The sequence below is a fragment of the Labrys sp. WJW genome (assembly GCF_001676615.1).
Classification (GTDB): Bacteria; Pseudomonadota; Alphaproteobacteria; order Rhizobiales; family Labraceae; genus Labrys; species Labrys sedimenti.
In genome coordinates this window covers 1-13,430 of sequence record NZ_LYXZ01000041.1, presented here as the reverse complement: position 1 = coordinate 13,430, position 13,430 = coordinate 1, and the positions used below count along the sequence as shown (strand labels likewise).

Annotated in this window: 17 protein-coding genes; 9 read left to right on the top strand and 8 right to left on the bottom strand. The window is 64.8% G+C overall.

The features are described from left to right. Window positions 1–68 precede the first annotated feature (68 nt). The 4 genes from BA190_RS24470 (at window position 69) to BA190_RS24455 (ending at window position 3,031) form a co-directional block, all read left to right on the top strand. Window positions 69–947: a transglutaminase family protein gene (locus tag BA190_RS24470; protein WP_068293773.1), complete on the top strand. Its 879-nt coding sequence runs from the start codon at window positions 69–71 to the stop codon at window positions 945–947. Window positions 948–952: 5 nt separating this feature from the next. Beyond that, the gene (gene mog / locus BA190_RS24465) at window positions 953–1,480 is read left to right on the top strand and encodes a molybdopterin adenylyltransferase (RefSeq protein ID WP_068294058.1); all 528 of its coding nucleotides are present in this window, start codon (window positions 953–955) and stop codon (window positions 1,478–1,480) included. 34 nt (window positions 1,481–1,514) lie between these two features. Further along, window positions 1,515–1,922 (top strand): VOC family protein, encoded by a 408-nt coding sequence (locus BA190_RS24460; RefSeq protein ID WP_068293770.1) that lies wholly within the window; start codon window positions 1,515–1,517, stop codon window positions 1,920–1,922. Between the two features lie 119 nt (window positions 1,923–2,041). Next, entirely contained in the window at window positions 2,042–3,031 is a 990-nt protein-coding gene (locus BA190_RS24455; protein WP_068293768.1) for a GlxA family transcriptional regulator, read from the top strand. A gap of 47 nt (window positions 3,032–3,078) precedes the next feature. On the opposite strand, the gene hrcA is transcribed toward BA190_RS24455, so the two are convergent. Then, the gene (hrcA, locus tag BA190_RS24450) at window positions 3,079–4,152 is read right to left on the bottom strand and encodes a heat-inducible transcriptional repressor HrcA (protein ID WP_371260387.1); all 1,074 of its coding nucleotides are present in this window, start codon (window positions 4,150–4,152) and stop codon (window positions 3,079–3,081) included. A 147-nt stretch (window positions 4,153–4,299) separates the two neighbouring features. Here hrcA and BA190_RS24445 point away from each other — a divergent pair, with 147 nt between their 5' ends. After that, window positions 4,300–4,851, top strand: coding sequence for a DUF924 family protein (locus BA190_RS24445; protein ID WP_202908519.1), 552 nt, complete (start codon window positions 4,300–4,302; stop codon window positions 4,849–4,851). Between the two features lie 160 nt (window positions 4,852–5,011). On the opposite strand, the gene BA190_RS24440 is transcribed toward BA190_RS24445, so the two are convergent. Continuing rightward, complete coding sequence (locus tag BA190_RS24440; RefSeq protein WP_068293758.1) at window positions 5,012–6,355, bottom strand: cobyrinate a,c-diamide synthase; 1,344 nt, start codon at window positions 6,353–6,355, stop codon at window positions 5,012–5,014. Between the two features lie 369 nt (window positions 6,356–6,724). Here BA190_RS24440 and BA190_RS24435 point away from each other — a divergent pair, with 369 nt between their 5' ends. Both BA190_RS24435 and BA190_RS24430 read left to right on the top strand, forming a co-directional pair. Next, a complete protein-coding gene (locus BA190_RS24435; RefSeq protein WP_068293755.1) occupies window positions 6,725–7,153 on the top strand; it encodes an Hsp20 family protein in 429 nt (142 codons plus the stop codon). 49 nt (window positions 7,154–7,202) lie between these two features. After that, window positions 7,203–7,460 (top strand): DUF1150 domain-containing protein, encoded by a 258-nt coding sequence (locus BA190_RS24430; RefSeq protein WP_068293752.1) that lies wholly within the window; start codon window positions 7,203–7,205, stop codon window positions 7,458–7,460. A 190-nt stretch (window positions 7,461–7,650) separates the two neighbouring features. Here BA190_RS24430 and BA190_RS24425 read toward each other — a convergent pair whose 3' ends face one another. The 4 genes from BA190_RS24425 to BA190_RS24410 all read right to left on the bottom strand — a co-directional run bounded on the left by BA190_RS24425 (window position 7,651) and on the right by BA190_RS24410 (window position 11,272). After that, complete coding sequence (locus BA190_RS24425; protein ID WP_068293749.1) at window positions 7,651–8,547, bottom strand: DUF937 domain-containing protein; 897 nt, start codon at window positions 8,545–8,547, stop codon at window positions 7,651–7,653. A gap of 238 nt (window positions 8,548–8,785) precedes the next feature. Continuing rightward, the gene (locus tag BA190_RS24420) at window positions 8,786–9,568 is read right to left on the bottom strand and encodes a L,D-transpeptidase (RefSeq protein WP_068293747.1); all 783 of its coding nucleotides are present in this window, start codon (window positions 9,566–9,568) and stop codon (window positions 8,786–8,788) included. 202 nt (window positions 9,569–9,770) lie between these two features. Then, a complete protein-coding gene (locus tag BA190_RS24415) occupies window positions 9,771–10,502 on the bottom strand; it encodes a DUF2459 domain-containing protein (protein ID WP_068293744.1) in 732 nt (243 codons plus the stop codon). 101 nt (window positions 10,503–10,603) lie between these two features. Next, window positions 10,604–11,272 carry a TetR/AcrR family transcriptional regulator gene (locus BA190_RS24410; RefSeq protein WP_068293742.1) on the bottom strand — a complete coding sequence of 223 codons (669 nt, stop codon included), beginning with the start codon at window positions 11,270–11,272 and terminating at the stop codon, window positions 10,604–10,606. An 81-nt stretch (window positions 11,273–11,353) separates the two neighbouring features. Here BA190_RS24410 and BA190_RS24405 point away from each other — a divergent pair, with 81 nt between their 5' ends. After that, entirely contained in the window at window positions 11,354–12,091 is a 738-nt protein-coding gene (locus BA190_RS24405; protein ID WP_068293739.1) for an SDR family NAD(P)-dependent oxidoreductase, read from the top strand. A 186-nt stretch (window positions 12,092–12,277) separates the two neighbouring features. Here the strand turns inward: BA190_RS24405 and BA190_RS24400 are convergent, their stop codons facing one another. Both BA190_RS24400 and BA190_RS24395 read right to left on the bottom strand, forming a co-directional pair. Beyond that, window positions 12,278–12,499: a hypothetical protein gene (locus BA190_RS24400; protein WP_068293736.1), complete on the bottom strand. Its 222-nt coding sequence runs from the start codon at window positions 12,497–12,499 to the stop codon at window positions 12,278–12,280. A 109-nt stretch (window positions 12,500–12,608) separates the two neighbouring features. Continuing rightward, window positions 12,609–12,854: a hypothetical protein gene (locus BA190_RS24395; protein ID WP_068293733.1), complete on the bottom strand. Its 246-nt coding sequence runs from the start codon at window positions 12,852–12,854 to the stop codon at window positions 12,609–12,611. A gap of 328 nt (window positions 12,855–13,182) precedes the next feature. On the opposite strand from BA190_RS24395, the gene BA190_RS24390 reads away from it, so the two are divergent. Then, window positions 13,183–13,430 (top strand): hypothetical protein (locus BA190_RS24390; RefSeq protein WP_156771689.1); only part of this gene is annotated, 248 nt, incomplete at its 3' end.

Here is a 13,430-nt window from a genome sequence, read left to right as displayed (position 1 = left end):
GACCATCAGGCGCGGGTTGTTTCGCCACGCTAGAATTCCGAAATCTCTAGGCTGAAGCGGAAATACCGGTGCTCTACCTCATCCGCCACACCACCACCTATCTCTACCGCACCGAGGTCGCAGCGGCTCGCTGCACGCTGCATCTCCAGCCTGAAAGCGGTGGCCACCAGCGGGTATTCTCGGCCCAGCTCACCATCACCCCCAGGCCCCTGGAGCAGATCGAGGCTGTCGACTTCTTCGGCAACCGCACCACCCATGTGCGCTTTGCGGGGGCTGTCACCCGGCACCGCTTCGAGTCGCGCGTGCGCATCGAGGTCCAGCCGCGTGAGACGCCCCATGCCCTGCTGACCCCGTCCTGGCAGGAGGTCCGCCAGGGGGCGCTGGTCGTGCCCGATCTCGGCGGCTCGGCGCCGGCGCATTATCTGTTCGCCAGCCGTTTCGTGCCCCTGCTCGCGGAGGCGCGCGACTACGCGCTTGTCTCCTTCGAACCGGGACGCCCGGTACTTGACGGGGCAATCGAGATGATGAAGCGCATTCATCGCGATTTCGTCTATGATCCCAACGCCACCGACATCTCGACTCCGCTCGACGTGGTGGCCCGCACGCGCCATGGTGTCTGCCAGGACTTCGCGCATTGGATGCTGGCGGGATTGCGTGCGATCGGTATTCCCGCCGCCTATGTTTCGGGTTATTTGCGAACCCATCCGCCGCCCGGCCAGGAACGGCTGGTGGGGGCGGATGCCAGCCATGCCTGGGTTTCGGTATGGTGCGGCGCCGGGCTCGGCTGGGTCGATCTCGATCCGACCAACGCGGTGCCCGCCAATGAGGACCATGTGCGCGTCGCGGTCGGGCGCGACTATGCCGATGTCGCCCCGGTGGACGGCGTCGTCGTCGCCTCGGCCGGCCACAGCCTGCGCGTCTCTGTGGATGTCGCGCCGTTAGGATGATCGAAATGACTGCCAGGATCGGAATTCTGACCATCTCGGATCGCGCCAGCGCCGGGATCTACGAGGACAAGAGCGGCCCGGCCATCGCCGGCTTCATGCAACGCGTGCTGACTTCGCCCTGGGAGCCGGTGGTGCGGGTCATCGCCGACGAGCAGGATCTGATCGAGCGCACGCTGGTCGAACTCGCCGACGAGGCAGGCTGTTGCCTCATCTGCACCACCGGTGGCACCGGCCCGGCCCGGCGCGACGTCACGCCGGAGGCCACCGAGGCGGTGTGCGCCAAGATGATGCCGGGTTTCGGCGAACTGATGCGCCAGGAAAGCCTGAAATATGTGCCGACCGCCATCCTGTCGCGCCAGACGGCTGGGATTCGCGGCCAGAGCCTGATCGTCAACCTGCCGGGTAAGCCGGCCTCCATCGAGCAGTGCCTGATGGCGGTCTTCCCCGCCATCCCCTATTGCATCGACCTGATCGAAGGGCCGCGGCTGGAGACCGATCCGGCTGTCTGCAAGGCGTTCAGGCCGGGCGGCTGATCGGCAACCAGGACTTCGAGCAAGGAACGAGGCCATGTTCAGTCATGTCACGGTCGGCGTCGGCGACCTCGAGCGTGCCGCCCGCTTCTACGACGCCCTGCTGACGCCGCTCGGGCTGCGCCAGCGTCCCTTCACGCCGGATGATGGCCCTCCCTGGCGATGCTGGGGCGATCCTGTCAGGCCGCTGCCGTGTTTCTATGCCTATCGTCCCTTCGACCGGCATCCCGCCACGGCGGGCAATGGCAGCATGGTCGCCTTCCAGGCAGCCTCGCCGGAAGCGGTCGAGGCTGCCTATGCCGCGGGCATGGCGATGGGTGGTGTCGACGAGGGGCGACCAGGCGAAAGGTCGCATTACGGCAAGGGCTATTACGGTGCCTATCTGCGCGATCCCGATGGCAACAAGATCCATATTGTCTATCGTGGCGACTTGATTGCGCCATAGAGAAAATTGCGATTCGAAGAGATCGAGATTTTCTCTAATCCTTTGTTTTGGCGCATTTTCTTAATCGAAAAGTCGAGCAACTTTTCTCGAAAATGCTTTGACCGCCCGGAGCAATAGTCGTGTTCAAGCCGCATGCGGGGCCCGGGCCAATCCGGATCGATTTCCTGCTGGTTCCGCAATTCTCGATGATGGCGTTCTCGGCTGCCGTCGAGCCGTTGCGCGTCGCCAATCGCATGGCTAGGCGGCAAGTCTTCGACTGGCGGGCCTGGTCGATGGATGGCGAGCCGGTCAAGGCTTCCAATGGCTGGCCCATCCCGGTGGGAGGCGCTCTGCCCTCCAGTGGCGATATTCCCACCCTGATCGTCTGCTCCAGCTTCGAGCCGGAGCACTATGCCAGCAAGGCGATGCTGGCGCGTCTGCGCCATCTCGCCCGCCGTGGCACCGAGATCGGCGCACTCGACACCGGGGCCTGGATCCTTGCTGCCGCCGGCCTACTCAGCGGCGGCAAGGCCACCATGCATTGGGAGGCGGCGCCCGGCTTTGCCGAGGCCTTTCCGGACATCGAGATCAGCGAAGCCCTGTTCGAGGTGTCGGCCAAATACTTCACCTGCGCCGGCGGCACGGCGGCGCTCGACCTGATGCTCGACATGATCGCCCGCCAATATGGGCAGGCCCTGGCGGTGGCGGTGTCGGAGCAGTTCATCCATGACAGGCTGCGCCCGCGCCACGACCGCCAGCGCATGAGCCTGCCCAAGCGGTTGGGCGTCGCCAATGGCAAGCTGATCCGCGTGGTGGCGGCGATGGAGGCCAATCTGGAGACGCCGCTCGACGCCAAGGCCCTGGCGGCCCTGTCCGGCGTCTCCGCCCGCCAGCTCGAACGCCTGTTCCGGGCCGAGCTCAAGGATTCGCCGGCCAATTACTATCTGCAGCTCAGGCTGCAGCGCGCCCGCCTGCTGCTGCGCCAGACCGACATGAGCGTGATGGAGATCGCCATGGCCTGCGGCTACTCCTCCGCATCATGTCTTTCGCGATCTTATCGCGCGCATTTTGCGATAACACCGCGCGAAGATCGGCGGGAAGGCGAGAATCCCGGCGTTCAAAAGCGCTGATGGGGGCAGGGACGGGCGTGTCGCCGGCCGCCCCCTGGTCTGCCGAGTCAGGGCTTGAGCAGCTTCCCGATGACCTTGGCGGTATAGTCGACCATCGGCACCACGCGGGCATAGTTCAGCCGAGTCGGCCCGATCACGCCGAGCACGCCCACGATCTTCTGGTTGGCATCCCGGAAGGGCGCGGCGATCATCGAGGAGCCCGAGAGCGAGAACAGCTTGTTCTCCGATCCGATGAAGATGCGCACGCCGTCGCCGCCTTCGGCACGGCCGAGCAGGTCGATCAGGTCCTTCTTGGCCTCGATGTCGGCAAAGAGCAGGCGGATACGCTCAAGGTCCTCGCCGGCATGCAGGTCTTCCAGGAGATTGGCCTGGCCGCGCACGATGAGCTGCTGCGGCATGTCGGAAGGGCCGCCGCTCCAGCTTGCCAGGCCGGTATTGATCAGCTTGGTGGTGAGGTCATCGAGTTCGGCGCGCCCGGCGTCGAGGGCGCTGCTCATCTCGCGCCTGAGGTCATCGAGCGTCTTGCCGCGGGCGCGGGCGTTGAGATAGTTGGAGGCCTCCACCAGCGCCGATGTCGGCAGCCCGACCGGCACGGTGATGACACGGTTCTCCACCGCGCCTTCCTCGGAGACCAGGATGACCAGGGCCTGGGTGGGTTCGAGGCGCACGAATTCGATATGCTTCAGCCGCTGGTCACGCTTGCCGGTGACGACGACCCCCGCGCCGCGCGACAGGCCGGACAGGGTGGCCGACGCCTCGATCAGCACGTCCTCGAGGGAGCGCGAAGACGTCCTTGCCCGGATCTGCGCATCGATCTGGGCACGGTCCTGCGCGGCGAGATCGCCGAATTCCAGCATGGCGTCGACGAAGAAGCGCAAGCCGAGTTCGGTCGGCAGACGCCCGGCGCTGGTGTGCGGCGCCTGGATCAGGCCGAGCACTTCCAGGTCCTGCATGACGTTGCGCACCGAGGCGGGGGACAGGGAGGTCGGCAGCAGGCGCGAAATGTTGCGGGAGCCGACAGGTTCGCCCGTCGCAAGGTAGGAATCGACGATCTGACGGAATATCTCGCGCGAGCGTTCGTTCAGCTGGGCAAGTTCACTCGAAGGTATGGTCGGCGTCACAGCGGACAAGGTCTGTCTCCTCGACGCTAATGTGACGAGCATTCAGCGATTGTTCAATGGTGGAATTGCGGTTTCCGCAGCGCTATGCAGATTCCTCGCTCGTTGAAATTTCGCCTGTAGTCTCGTCAGCGCAAGGAGAACGTGGTCGTGGTCGATTCGGTTCCACCTTCCGCGAGTGCCGTCGTCGATTTCTGGACCGATGCCGGCCCCGAACGCTGGTTCGAGAAGGACGAAGGGTTCGATCGCGATTTTCGCCAGCGTTTCCTCACCCTGCATCAGGCTGCGATGCGCGGCGAACTCGAAGGCTGGGAGGCGACGGCGCCCGGGGCGCTCGCGCTGGTGCTGCTGCTCGACCAGTTTCCGCGCAATGCCTTTCGCGATACGCCGGCCATGTATGCCGGCGATCGCCGGGCACGGCAGGTTGCCGCCGCGGCGCTGGCGGCCGGGCATGACCACAGCATCGACCCGGAGTTGCGCATCTTCTTCTACCTGCCCCTCATGCATTCGGAGGAACTCGCCGACCAGGAGCGCTGCCTCTCTCTGTGCCGGACGCTGGAAGGCGACTATCTGCGCTATGCCCAGGAACATCGCGACATCATCGCCCGCTTCGGTCGTTTTCCTCATCGCAACGCCATTCTCGGCCGCATTTGCACGCCGGAAGAACAGCGCTTCCTGGACGACGGAGGCTTTGCCGGTTGAGGCCCTGGCATTCCAGTCGCAAATACGATTGCGATGGCATTTTTCCGTCATTGCGAGCGTAGCGAAGCAATCCAGTCTTGGTAAATCACGCGACTCGTGGATTGCTTCGCTGCGCTCGCAATGACGCAAGTCCGACGTCTCCGCCAAATCACGACACGCCCTAGGCCCTGTCGATCACGTGGAAGAAGGAACCGGTGACCTGGCCGCGGCGCCCGCCGAGGGCGCCCAGGGAGGTGGCGTTGGCATCGCTGACGTCGAAGAGCGGCGCATCGTCGGAACGCAAGGTTGTCGAGTAGTGGAACTCATGGCCGCGCACCAGGCTGCCACGTTTGCCGAGCGGACAATCCTGCTTCAGAGCCGCGAGGCGGTAGCCCAGATTCATGCGGCGTTTGGCAAAGCTCGTCTCGAGATCGAGCAGGCCGGTCATGCGGTGGGCCGTGCCCTCTGCATCGATCAGGACCTGGCCGAGCACCATGTAGCCCCCGCATTCGCCATGTACCGGGCGCGTCTGCGCGAACTGGCGCAGGGTGCGGTGGAAGTGGGTTGCGGTGGCAAGCCGCGCGCCATGCAGTTCAGGATAGCCGCCTGGCAGCCAGGTGACGTCCGCATCTTCCGCCGGCCCCTCGTCGGCCAGCGGCGAAAAGGGAATGATCTCGGCGCCTTGGCGGCGCCAGCCGGCGATGAGGTGCGGATAGACGAAGGAGAAGGCGGCGTCGCGGGCCAGCGCGATGCGCTGGCCGGGCGGGCGCAAGCCCGCATCCTCGATACCGTCCGGTGGAAGACCTGCCTCGTCCAGCCCTGTCGGCAGGTTGGTCGGCCCGGCGAGGGCCCGGATGGCCTCGATGCTGCAATGGGCCTCGACGAAATCCGCCAAGGCCTCCAGCCGCTGGTCGAGTTCGGCGGTCTCGTCGGCCTGGACCAGGCCGAGATGGCGCTCGGGCAGCACGAGGTCGGCATTGCGGGGCAGTACGCCGACCACGGGCAGGCCGGCTTCCTCGATGCCCTTGCGTGCCAAAGCCTCGTGCCGCGGGCTGGCGACCTTGTTGAGCACCACGCCGGCGATGCGCACATCGGGGCGGAAACTGGCGAAGCCCTTGGCGACGGCGCCGGCAGACTGGGACTGGCCGGAAATGTCGAGAACCAGCAGCACCGGCCATCCCTGCCGCGCCGCGAGGCCGGACGAGGAGCCATCCCCGCTGGCGCCGTTGCTGACAACGCCGTCGAACAGCCCCATCAGCGCCTCGCCGATGAAGAGCTCGGCATCGCTGCCGGCCTGGTGGATCAGGCTGTCGAGGAGGGCCGGGCGCATCGCCCAGCTGTCGAGGTTATAGCTCACGCGGGAGGCGGCCGCGGCATGAAAGCCGGGGTCGATATAGTCGGGGCCGCATTTCATCGGCTGCACGGCAATGCCGCTGCGGGCAAGGGCGCGCAGCAGGCCGAGCACCAGGGTGGTCTTGCCGGAACCGGAGCGGGGTGCGGCAATGAGAAGGCCGGGAGGGATCATATGCCGTTCCTGCCCCGCCCCGGAGCGGCGCGCAAGAGCGTTTTGCGACAGGAGGCAATCCTGGGATCGCAGGCATCCTTGCCTGCTCTTCCCATCCGTCTGACGGAGTGTTTCCAAGAGCAGGCAAGGATACCTGCGATCCCAGAAGCGACATGCATCGGTCAATCGTTTCGCGACTTGGTAGAAAAACCGCGTTTTTCACCAAAACGCGCCTTACTCCGGAGGGCTCGATCCGGAAATCCTCACCGCATTTCCGGGCCCCTCTTGAAACCCCCTTGCGCTTGCCCATATTGAGATTGTTCCGGAGTTGCCGGAACGGGGATGCCGTCAGGGTCCCACTCCAAAGTCGCTTCCTGCGAGGGCTTTGCAATGTCGCGCGTACCAACCTTGAATTCGCCCTTCCTGCTCGGTTTCGACGAGATCGAACGAGCGCTGGACAGGGTCGCCAAAGCCGCCAATGACGGCTATCCGCCTTACAATATCGAGCGGGTCGGTTCCTGTGATCGGCCACCGGAGCGGCTGAGAATCACGCTTGCCGTCGCTGGCTTCAGCCGCGAGGAGCTTGACGTCTCGATCGAGGAAAACCAGCTCGTCATCCGCGGGCGCCAGGTGGACGACAAATCCCGCGTCTTCCTGCATCGCGGTATCGCAGCCCGCCAGTTCCAGCGCACCTTTCTCCTTGCCGACGGCATGGAGGTGATGGGCGCGGATCTGAAGAACGGCCTGCTTTCCGTCGACCTGATCCGTCCGGAGCCCGAGCGCGTCGCCAAGCGCATCGACATTGCGGTGCGGGACTGACGAACCGCTTGCCCCTATTTTCATCATTTTCAACGTTCAGGAGGGTCCCATGATCCGGAACGACAAGACTTCTGTGCCTACTCCCGAGATGCTGGCCGCCCTGGGCGCCGGGCATGTCGCCTATGTCAAGCCGATCATGTCGGAGGATGCCATGCGCCTCTACCCGCAGATCGGTGAAATCCGTCCCGGCTTGAAGCTGTTCACTCTCAACGCCGCCGACGGCACGCCCATCATGATTTCTGATTCGGCCGAGGGTGCGGTGGCCAATGCCTGGGAACAGGAACTGGAGCCGGTTTCCCTGCACTGATCAGCTCACGGGAAGTGTATCCGCCAGGAGCGGATCCAGGGCGACGAAGCGCAAGCTTCGTCGCCTTTCTTGTGCCGAGATCAACCGACGAAGCGCAAGCTTCGTCGCCTTTCTTGTGCCGAGATCAACCGACGAAGCGCAAGCTTCGTCGCCTTTTTCATACCGGGATATGCCTCGGCGTCGTCGCGCTTCAGCCGAGCGGGGGTGATGCGGTGGGCATCTCGATCTGTCCGGTTGTGGCCGGTGTGCTCGCCTGGGGGCGCTTGTAGAGGAAGTACCAGGCGAGGCCGCCGACGACCAGGATGGCGATGATGAGATAGAGCCAGGTCATGCTGCCGCTCGATTGTGGTGGTGGCGGCGGGGCGGCTTGGTGCTGGACCTGGGGGCTGGGAGACGGCTTGGTGTCGAGTGTCGAGCGGCCGGCTGGTGCTGCCGTTTCGCCGGATCCGAGGGTCGACGTGCCCGCCTGAGGTCCCGGTGTTGCCGAACCCAGCGTGGATTGGGGCGGCGCGGTCCGGAAGGCGCCGCTTACCGCCGTGTCCAGGCCCTGCAGGAAGCCGCTATCGGCAAGCCCTGCCGCGAGGCTGGCCGGGAGTGCCGCCGTGATCGCCTGTTTCTCGCCTGCAAAGAGCGAGGCCACCGCATTGCCGTCCGCCCAGTTCTCCGGCGATTGGTTGCCGAGGGCGCCGACGACGGCCGGGCCCACGAGGCTCAATATGGAAGCGGCAGCCTGCGGCGGGGCGCCAGTGGCCTGCCCGAGGACATTGGCCAGTTGGTTGACGCCTTCGGCGCCCAGCAGGGAGGTCAGCACGTTGCCGCCGCTGGCCAGGGCGTTGGCATCGCCGCTGGTCACGCCGGCGGACAGCGTGTCGAACAGGCCCGGATCCTGGCTGGATATCAGATCGGAAATGCCCTTGGCGCCATCGGGAGAAGAGGCTTCGCTGGCGAAGGCCCCCAGCACGGAGGGAATGGCGGCGCCGACCAGTTTTCCGGCCAGTGCCGGGTCGATGCCGATGATTGCGGCGGCGCGTTCGATGAGGTCGGGGGTGATCAACTGGGAGACGAGGCTGGGAAGATTGATGGCCATTTCATTCCTCGTGTCAGAAAATTTATGGATACCTTAGTACCCAATCGTCTCCGTTGCAAAATTCAATGACGCCGGGCTGGCTGTTCTTGCTGCCGGGCAAGTGCCCGGCAGGATGAGTTTCTGATAGAATTCAAATTCCTTTACGGAATGGAAAAGATTTGAATTTCGCCTGCGGCGCCGGGTGCCGCTTCGTGGGCGGCCGCCTGGCCGATCGAAGGCCATCCAGCTCTCTGATCGGTCAGGCCGAACGGCTGCTGCCCACCGGCAGCACGATCACCTTGGTGCCGACGGGAATGCGCTTGTAGAGATCGATGATGTCCTGGTTGGTCAGCCGGATGCAGCCGGACGAAACCTTGGTGCCGATGGCTGACGGATTGGTGGTGCCGTGCAGGCGATACAGCGTGTCGCGGCCTCCGCTATAGAGATAGAGCGCACGGGCGCCCAGCGGATTGCCGGGGCCGCCGGCCATGCCGGCACGATAGCGGCCATATTGCTTGGGATTGCGGGCGATCATGGTGGGCGTCGGGGTCCAACGCGGCCAGGTGGCCTTGCGCGCGATGATCGCCTCGCCCTGGAAATTATAGTCCGCGACCTTGCCGACGCCGACCCCGTAGCGCAGCGCCTTGCCGTTGCCCTGGATCAGATAGAGAAAGCGCTTGTTGGGATCGACGATGATGGTGCCGGTCTTTTCCGACGAGTCGTAGGCAACCTCGCGGCGCCAGAAGCGCGGTGCCACGCTGGCCAGGTTGACGGCCTTGATCGCATAGGCGCCGTCCTTGGAACCGGCATAGAGGGCGGCGTAATGGGGGTCGATCGCCTCGGCCGTTTCCGGTGCAGCGGTGGGGGCGTTCTGGGCCTCCTCGGGCTTGATCGCAGGCAAGGCTGCGAGTTGTGCGGCTGCGCCCGCCTGCGGCGCAACGGCCGGGGTTGCCAGAGAGGTGTCGATCTTCGCGCTTGTCGTGACGCAGCTTGCAAGCATCAGCGGCAAGGCCAGAAGGATAATGCTTCGTGCCAGTATCATTTCTAGTCCAGATATGTGCTGTTCTTATTCGTCGGCGCCTGCCGGGCTTGGGAGCGGCGGCGGCGTCTCGGTGAGGTCGGCGTAGGTAGCCATTGCGGCAGGATTGTGCGCCCGCAGCGAGCTTGTCGGCGGCGGGTGCAAAAGCGCCCGAGGGTGTGTTCTTCCGGCAACAAGGACTCTCGTGCGCAACGTGCCGCTTGCTCTATCCGGTACGGCCTTTCCCGAGAGGCCAGGTCACGCTGAAGCTGAAGGGGGCGAAGCGGGCATGGGGCAGGCCGGCGGCCGCGAGGGCCTCGGCCACCCATTGGTTGCAGGTGTTGAACGGTCCGTAGCGGCCCCTGGCGAGATAGAAGGCTTCGAGCCCCATGCCGCCGGGGCGCTGCTGGGCCCTGCCGGCGCCGTCCGGCTGGAGGCTTGCGCGGATATGGGCGATCAGGGCCTGCCGCCCCTCCCTGTCGACCGCAAGCGGCAGGCAATCGGGGTTGGCCACCGGCGGATTGACGGCGACCACCCGGAGGGCGGTGTCGTGCCGGCCGGCCAGTGCCGCCAGGGCCGTCGACATCCTGGTGTCGGCCCAGGTCGGCGTTTCCTGGAAAAAGACGAGATCGCCCCAACCGAAGGCCAGATAGGCCTCGCTGGGCAGATTGGGGGGCATGACGGCCGGAAACAGCCCCGCCCAATCGACCAGCGCATCCCGGCTCGGCATCACGATGTCGGCATGGGCGAGGGAGGCGCACAAATAGAGCGTCGGCTCTCCACCGGCCTGCTGGGTTCGCCCTGTTGCGGGCAGGAGGGCAAAGCCGATGGCGACGAGCATGAAGACGATGACGGCCAGGAACGGCAGGGCCGCAAGCGCGAAAAGAAGGCGCAGGCTGTGCGAAAGCCTGGTGCGTGCCACCGTTCCGGCTGCAAATCCGCCGGCGGGATCAGGCATGCTGCGAAGACGCCTGCAAGGCTTCCCCCATGATGACACAGTGCGCGCGAACCGAACGAGCCGATCGGATCATAAGTCCCGGTTGGGGGAAAGGCGATGGGTCAACCCGCGCCGTCCTCAGGTCTGACGGTCCGGGCGTCCCATCCCGCCATGGCGACATCGGCTACCGACTCCAGTTCGGCGCAGTTCGCCCCGTCGCGGGCAAGGATCGACATGCCGTTCTGGATGGTCTGTACGAAGCGCGCGAGTGCGCGAAGATCGGTCGAGGCTGCGATCTCGCCATCCGCCACCGCCTTGTCGAGGCGCGTCAATAGCCGTTCGAGCGTGACGGCTCGCGCGGACCGCACCAACTCGCCCAATTCCGTATGGCCTTCGCTGCCGACCGACGAAAGCGTGATCATGCAACCGCGGGGAATATCCGCGACGCAGCCGGTCAGGGCAGCGGCCGAATCCATCAGGAGAGACCGGACGGCATCGCGCGCAGTCGCTGCGGAATGAAACCCTGCCCAGACATATCCCTCGTTGGTCTCGGCATAGTGGCGGAGCGCCTCGGCATAAAGGGCCTCCTTCGATTGGAATGCGGCATAGAGGCTGGGCGCGCCGATACCCATGGCGTGCGTCAAATCGGCAATGGAGGTCGCTTCGAAACCCTTGGTCCAGAACAGGCGGGTCGCCTGCGCCAGTGCAGCGTTCCGGTCGAACGCACGCGGCCGCCCGCGCAGGGGGGGAGGCGCAGGGGGTGTGTCGGGGCTCGGATCAGAATTTTGCATCGATCACTACATAAATCCGTTGACCGCTCGAGGCAATGGCTTTAGCATTTCTGTATCGATCACTAGATAAAGGCTGTTGCCATGGAATTGTCTGGAAAGCGTGCGCTCGTGACGGGCGGGTCTCGCGGCATCGGCGCCGCAATAGCGATCGCGCTTGCGCAAAAGGGCGCGGATGTGGCGCTCACCTATGAGAAGTCAGCCGATCGCGCTGCCGCGGTCGTTCGGGCGATCGAGGGCGAGGGGCGCAAGGCTGTCGCCATTCAAGCGGACAGCGCCGATCCGGCTGCGATCAAGCGCTCTGTCAACGAAGCGGCCGAGGCGCTGGGCGGTCTCGACATCCTCGTCAACAATGCCGCGATTGCGCTTTATGCATCGACCGCCGAGATCAGCGTAGAGACGATCGATGCGATGCTCGACGTCAATGTACGCGGCCCTGTGCTTGCGGCGCAGGCCGCCATTCCGCATCTTAACGCTGGCGGACGCATCGTCACGATCGGCTCCGCGGGTGCCGAGCGTATCGTCGGACATCCCGGCACATTCTACTATATGACCAAATCTGCCTTGCACTCGTTCACGCGGGGCCTTGCCCAGGAGCTCGGACCGCGCGATGTCACCGTCAACCTGGTCCAGCCGGGGTCGACCGACACCGACATGAACCCCGCCAATGGCGAGTTCTCCGACTTCCAGCGCAGCCTGAGCCCGCTTGGGCGTTATGGCACGCCGGAGGATGTCGCCGCCGCTGTCGCCTTTCTGGCGAGCCCTTCCTCACGGCAGATCACGGGCGCCATTCTGACGGTGGATGGAGGACAGACGACCTGAGGTGGGGGCCTGTCGCACGGGGACCGGCCAATGGCCGGTCTCTTCCGCCCGCGGCTCGGCAAGGACCAATCTGCCAGGATCGTTCGGGGCCGATTCTCCAAGCACGATAGAGGTATCTCGGACAGGTCGGCCGGACAGCGGGTCCAACTGAACGAACCAGCCGCTTTCGCGTATCGAAGCGCGCGCTCAGGCCTTGTCGGTCAGGCTGCGATAGACCTTGGCCGGCCAGGTCAGGGCATCGGGAAGCGCTCGGGCGATGCTGCTGGCAAAATCAGAGGCCGAACCGCTGCTCCATTGCCCCTGGACCACCGGCGCCAGTTCGACGCCCACCCCGATCAGATAGACGATGATCAACAAGGATAGAATGGCGCGCATGGTGAGTTCTCCCCAGACGGCCACATCCGGCATGGCCTTGCATTCGGCCGGAGTGTCGCGGAACTTCGTGGCGGTAGCGTGATCGTCGGCTCCATACCATAACGCAGCGGTTCGCGGGCACGAATCTTGTCGAGGCCGTCGTTCAACCGGGCCCGCGGCTATTGCGCTCGGCATCGATTGCCTTCAGGCGATCATGCACGCGCGCCATGGCCTTGCGGACGGCGAGTTTGGCCTTCAGGGCGGCGACGCCGCTCGTCGCGCAATTCGGAGAGGCGAAGTAGAGACAGGGAATGCCACGCTCCAGCCGCTCGGCGGAGAGAACGCCGCAATCCTCGAACAACAGGCACGGTTCCTGGCCGCTGCGCGGACCGGTCAGATGTATTGCCATCGTTATTCTCCCCTGGTTCTGTTTGTAGGCTAACAATCCCTCAGGGGCGTGATAGGGGCGTGACCGGGCTTTTGGGACCTTCCGTCGCAGGCCTTGTGCAAAGTCGTCTGTCCCGGAGACAATCGCGAGCCTTGTAACGTGGCGGTCACACGCGATAAGCCAGTGATCTCCAGAGCAAGGCGCGTTTAGATGGCAACGCTTGTTTGCTCTCACTCTTTGGTTCGAGGCGTTTTGCGATTCTTGGCGTCACCGCCAAATCGCAAAACGCTCTGACGCGCGCCTGAACGCAATTTGCCAGGCCTGCAACATCGCGACGGGGCTGCAGTATATGGCATTTCGACCCTTGGACTATGACGAGCACCCGACAGTTCTCGCGGCCGAGTATCAGCGTATCAAGGCGAGCCTGTCCGACAACGAGGCGATGCTGCTCGCCTGCCTCACCAATGTGCTGAACGAATTGCCGGACTGGCTGGACGGAGACTATGCCGCCGGCAGCGCGCTCGACCATGCCAACACGGCGATCGAGGCGATGCTGCGGGGCTCCGGCCTGCTGCCGATCCCCCCTGAAGCCCGCGA